This window comes from Candidatus Jordarchaeum sp. (assembly GCF_052745115.1).
This window is the reverse complement of the sequence record NZ_JBRAKS010000291.1, coordinates 1-4,997: the sequence shown is the minus strand read 5'-3', so window position 1 is coordinate 4,997 and position 4,997 is coordinate 1. Positions and strand designations below refer to the sequence as shown.

The 4,997-nt window shown below is 44.8% G+C and carries 4 protein-coding genes; all 4 read right to left on the bottom strand.

Annotated features, from left to right (window positions below):
* Nucleotides 1–157: 157 nt before the first annotated feature.
* On the bottom strand, nt 158–838 hold the full coding sequence (locus tag ACUVXA_RS16270; protein WP_445872337.1) for a DUF998 domain-containing protein: 681 nt from the start codon (nt 836–838) through the stop codon (nt 158–160).
* 253 nt (nt 839–1,091) lie between these two features.
* Nucleotides 1,092–1,391 carry a hypothetical protein gene (locus tag ACUVXA_RS16265; protein ID WP_445872336.1) on the bottom strand — a complete coding sequence of 100 codons (300 nt, stop codon included), beginning with the start codon at nt 1,389–1,391 and terminating at the stop codon, nt 1,092–1,094.
* Between the two features lie 523 nt (nt 1,392–1,914).
* Entirely contained in the window at nt 1,915–3,330 is a 1,416-nt protein-coding gene (locus ACUVXA_RS16260; protein ID WP_445872335.1) for an amidase, read from the bottom strand.
* 105 nt (nt 3,331–3,435) lie between these two features.
* Nucleotides 3,436–4,875: a hypothetical protein gene (locus ACUVXA_RS16255; RefSeq protein ID WP_445872334.1), complete on the bottom strand. Its 1,440-nt coding sequence runs from the start codon at nt 4,873–4,875 to the stop codon at nt 3,436–3,438.
* Between the last annotated feature and the right edge of the window lie 122 nt (nt 4,876–4,997).

Below are 4,997 nucleotides of genomic sequence, written 5' to 3'. Positions count from 1 at the left end.
GTTGTTGTTTACTCCTTTGTTTCGGGGGCTTAAAAAACGCTTCTTTCCGGGGAAACTTGTTGAGCAAAACACAAGCATATATTTCCCGTATACGGGAACAAAAGAAGCTTGGAAAAGGGTTTGCCGCTGTTGAGTCTATGTTTTAGACCGATTAGAGCTACTTCCCTTTAGCTAACATTTCTATGCTTAGTGGTAGTGCCCAAATAAGCAGTAATAAGAGCAAACCCCATTCTGGAGGGGGCCCAAAAATTAGAACAAGACCGGTGCAAATCAAACCACCGAGGAACGCGAAATAACCCAAACGTTGAACAGTCTTTGAAAAGAACGATGTTGAATTATTAGCATAACTCAAAACTCCTGCTGCAGTGAAAATTGAAACGAAGAACATGGTGGCGAATAGCACGTGGTAGAACCCTGTATTCTCTGGAAAAGCACCAACCCCAGCCAAGCCTACACCCGCAATAATCCCTATCACAACACCTATCTTCGCCGTCCCCGTGCTCCCCAGCGGCTTAAGAAGGGTAGGAAACATTAGAACAGTGATGGCCCCCGCAATGATTATACCCCCATTAAAGATGAAAGAGGAAGGCCCGACACCAAGATCACTTATAAACTCGGTAAATACCCTATACCCATAGTTGGGAACCGGTACCCATATCGTGGGCAACAGTTTAATTCCCAACAAATGAATAGGGTAAGGGTTCAGAGGGAAACTGGTGTAAAGTGAGACTGCTCCTAGTATACTCACAGTAGAGATGATTAACATAGCTAGTAAGAGTATCCCACCAATAAAGGTTAACGGCACACCTTTAAGCGAACCCGATTTCTCATCTGCCATAAAAATCACCTTTTTTGTAAAACTTATAACTCTAAAATAATTAACCCCAAATTAATAATCTTTCTTCGTAAAATCTCCTCATTATCAAAAAGGCACCACACCACATTAAAAACCGAAAAATTCCAAAAAGGCTTCAAAATTGGGGAAACAAATGATTGATTGATAGAACAAGATAAAATTAAGAGGAGATTGTAAAAAAAATTTTAAAATTTCAGGACTCAAATTTAAATGTAAAGAGTCAAGGAGACTTTTTTTAGCCTTTTATGAATTCTGCGACTTCTCTGCATCCGTATTTCTCGCAGACCTCAGCGGTCTTTTCGGGCTCTACGCTCAGCGCGGCTTTGAATAGGGCTCTCAAACCATTGTTGGTTTCCAGTTTTCCACGTCTCCAAAGGTGTAGGACGCCCTTTGCGTATTCGGTGGGCATGGAGTTCTCGGTTTCCAGAACCATGCTTATTAGGTCTTCTACTAAATCTCCTCTAACTTTTGGATTTACTCCGCTCACAAGCTCGGCGAGCTCCAATGCGGCTAATTTTTCTTTTGCGAACAACATTTTTTATTCTACCTCCAACCTTTATACTATATTATTCTGCTACTTTTCTTGCATATAAACTAAAGGTCATGTTTTAGGGTATAAAAATTCAGAAATTATGAAAAATAAACCCTTATACAATGAAGAATTAGACGGTTATAAACAGAAAACACTAATTAAAAACGGATTGTAGACAACCACAAAAACTTAATTTTTAGAAAAAATGTTCCGAAAAAACGAAAAATTTCATTAAAAATGTATAAAAAAAGGAAAAAAATTCACCATTTTAGGCACAGAATCAGTTAAACGGGATAAAAATCCTTAATCAGTTACACTTTCGTATATTAAAAAGCGAAAATTATACAAAAATGGCAAATATTCTTGGCAAAAGCTCCGTTTTCGGTAATAATCCTCCTAAAATTTGGAAAATAACTATGCATAAACTCGAAAAAATAAAAAAGAAAGATGGAATTAACCTTACATAACCTTGGCGAGAAAGCCCCCGACTTCTAGTCGAGGGGAGTGTCAATCTGGTTAATCTGCTTTAAATCGGCGGCTTTTTATCTCTCCATGGGAAATTCTTCTCAAAGGCTCGAGAGGCCTGAAGCACTCCCAGTTCGTCGAACCGGTTGCCCACGATCTGAAGACCTACCGGAAGCTTACTCTTGGTAAAACCGCAGGGAACTGAGGATGCTGGTTGCCCGGTGAAGTTAAAGGGATAGGTGAATGCGATCCAGCTGGTGCTGGCAACCGGTTTCCCATCAATCTCGGTGGGCCCCATTCCTATCTCCAAGTTAAAGGCGGGAATAGCAGTTGCTGGCGTTAAGAGGAAATCATATTTTTCATAGACTTTTCTAACCGCGTCCCACAAATCCTTACGCCTGTACTGAGTTTTAACGTAGTCGGTACCCTTAATGTGGTCTGCTAGCCAGAGGAAGTCCAGGTATACGGGGTAGGCGACTTTTTTCCACTCCTCCAACACCTCCGCATTCGCCGCAACAGTTTCTGAAACCACTTGATTGACCAGATCCGTTTCCATGTTGGGGAAATCTAGCTTCACTTCTTCCACTTTATAGCCTAAATCCGCTAATGAGAGAGCAGCTTTCCGAGTGATGTCTACTACCTCGGGGTCGACCGCCGCATAACCCAGATCGGGACTGTAAGCAAATTTCTTGTTCTTAGCGTCTTTCTCCAAGTTTTCAAAATAGCTCACACCCGACGCAGGTAATGAAAGATAATCCCTGTCATCTGGACCAGCCATCAAGTCCATCATCAGAGCCGCGTCTGCCACTGTTCTGGTAATGGGTCCTTCAACCGCCATGGTTTCCCAGCCGGGCAGTGAGGGCCACCTTGGAATACGACCTAAATGGGGCTTTAAGCCGAAAACGCCGCAGAGACTGCTGGGAACCCTTATGGAGCCTCCGCCATCATTGCCCAAAGCGATGGGACACATGCCTGTAGCCACGGCAACCGCAGAACCTCCGCTACTGCCACCGGGGGTCTTGGTGCGGTCCCAAGGATTCTTGGTCGGCCCGAAGAGCGGGTTATCTGTTACTGGAATCAAACCGTACTCCGGGAGATTTGTTTTACCCAGTATGATTACTCCTGCCTCTCTCAGTCTTGCAACATGAATCATGTCTTCCTTTGCTACGTGCTTCTCCCACATTTTTGAGCCATAGGTTAGTCTAACCCCCTTAACATCAATATTATCCTTCACCGCGATAGGAACTCCATGCAGCGGCCCCAGCTTCTTACCACTCTTAACCGCCTTCTCCGCAGCCTCAGCCTCTTTCCGAGCACTTTCTTCGGTAAGAGTTACAAAGGCGTTGAGCTCCGGATTAATCTTTTTGATACGGTTATAAAAAGCATCCACAACCTCTACCGGGGACAATTTACCACTCTTTATGTTTTTAGCCAACTCTACTGCACTCATCCAAATAATTTCTTCTTTTTTAGTCATGTGAACCCTCCGTTTTTAAAAAATATTAAGGGAATTATAAATAATATAAATCTTATGCTTTATCAAAAAGTATCACATGATAGTTTCTATATCTTATTTAATTGTTTAGTGTCCTCTTATTTCACTCCGATTGGCTTTGTCTACTTTTTTAATAGCTCCAATAAATGCCGCTGCCACCGGGTTTAACTGGTCCACCGCCACCTTATCTAGGTTATCACAGGGATCAAAGAGATACTCTGGTCCTGAGATGCAGCTGTAAAGTGGATATCCCGCCCGGTAAAAGGCCATAGCATCCGTAGGCACCCCTAGAGGCGTGGTTCCAGGCAGTACTATGAAACGTTGCAGATCATACTTCTCCGCTTCCACAGCCAAACTATAAACTAAGTTGCTAGTAGCCTCTTCGCTTCCTCCCTGGGTGAAGACTCCTCGGGGCTCGGGCAAACCGGTGTCCACCCATTCTCCCTGCTCCGCGTCAAAATCTTGAGCAATATGCTCGATGCACACGTCCATTACCAGTTTTTGCATTATGTCGGGATTGCTCTCTATGAAAGTGATGTCTCCTCTTGCCGGGCCCCCGAAGTGGGTTCCTGTGGAGAGAAAAACAAGGGTTTTCTCCCTCTCCGACAAGGATATTTTGGTAAAGTGCTCAGCCACTGCTAGGACTTCCGCTACTCCGGAGGCATCCTCCACCGCACTGTTCCAAGGACCATCATGATGGGAATGCACCACTATGGTATCTTCGGTTTGTCCTGGCAGTAAAGCCACAATATTGTGGGTGGTGGCAGGCTCCACATCTCCGGTCAAGATTAAGTGCGCCTTAAGGCTCCCTTTCGCCTTGTGCAAGTCTTTCACCAGCTCCGCTCCGTCTTTTCTGGCAACCCATAGTCCCGGTATCCAACCCGGCAACTGTCCCGGTAACCCTAGATGAGCGAGGAACCATTCTGGAATTTCCTGGTTTAGGGGTCCAAAATAGGGAATGTATACTCGGTTTTCGTTAGTGGGGTAATCCGCCAGAATACCCACTATTCCCGCTGCTTTTTGTGTGCAGGCGTGCCAGTAAGCCCCCCACCAGTTGGGGTAAATCCAAGCTGTAGGATGAGCGAAATCCTTGAGGGTTTTCTCTGGGTCCCAGACAAAGAACGCCAATTTCTCCAGAAGACTTGCCTGAAGCATGGGGAAGCGCACATTCATCAAAACAATTTTTCCCTTAACATTTTTGCCTTCGAAATCCTTAGCGGTTCCGTCGCCCAGGTAAACTATTTCGGCCTCCACCCCGTCCTCATCTGTGAAGCCGGTGTTCGGGGTGTGAAAGCAGGGTATTTCGTTTTTGCCCACGGTGAGCTTCCAGTCCCGGGCTTCCCATTTTAGTATCTGGTAGGGCTGCTTTTCCACATCGGTTAACCCGAACTCCTCAAACTTCTTCACAATATATTCTTCCGCCTTAGAATCTGCGAGGGTACCAGGCCTCCGATAGCCAAAAGACGCTATTTCCTCTATCCAGCCTGCTATCTCCTCGTTGGAAACAACATCTGAAGCATGCTTCACTCAATCACCTCTCTACTAGAACTAATATATCAGCCTCCACCATTATAAAATATACTTATGTGCCATTGAAACCGTTGTCCGAAACTTACCCATCTAGGACACTTCCAGATGGTGTTCGGTTC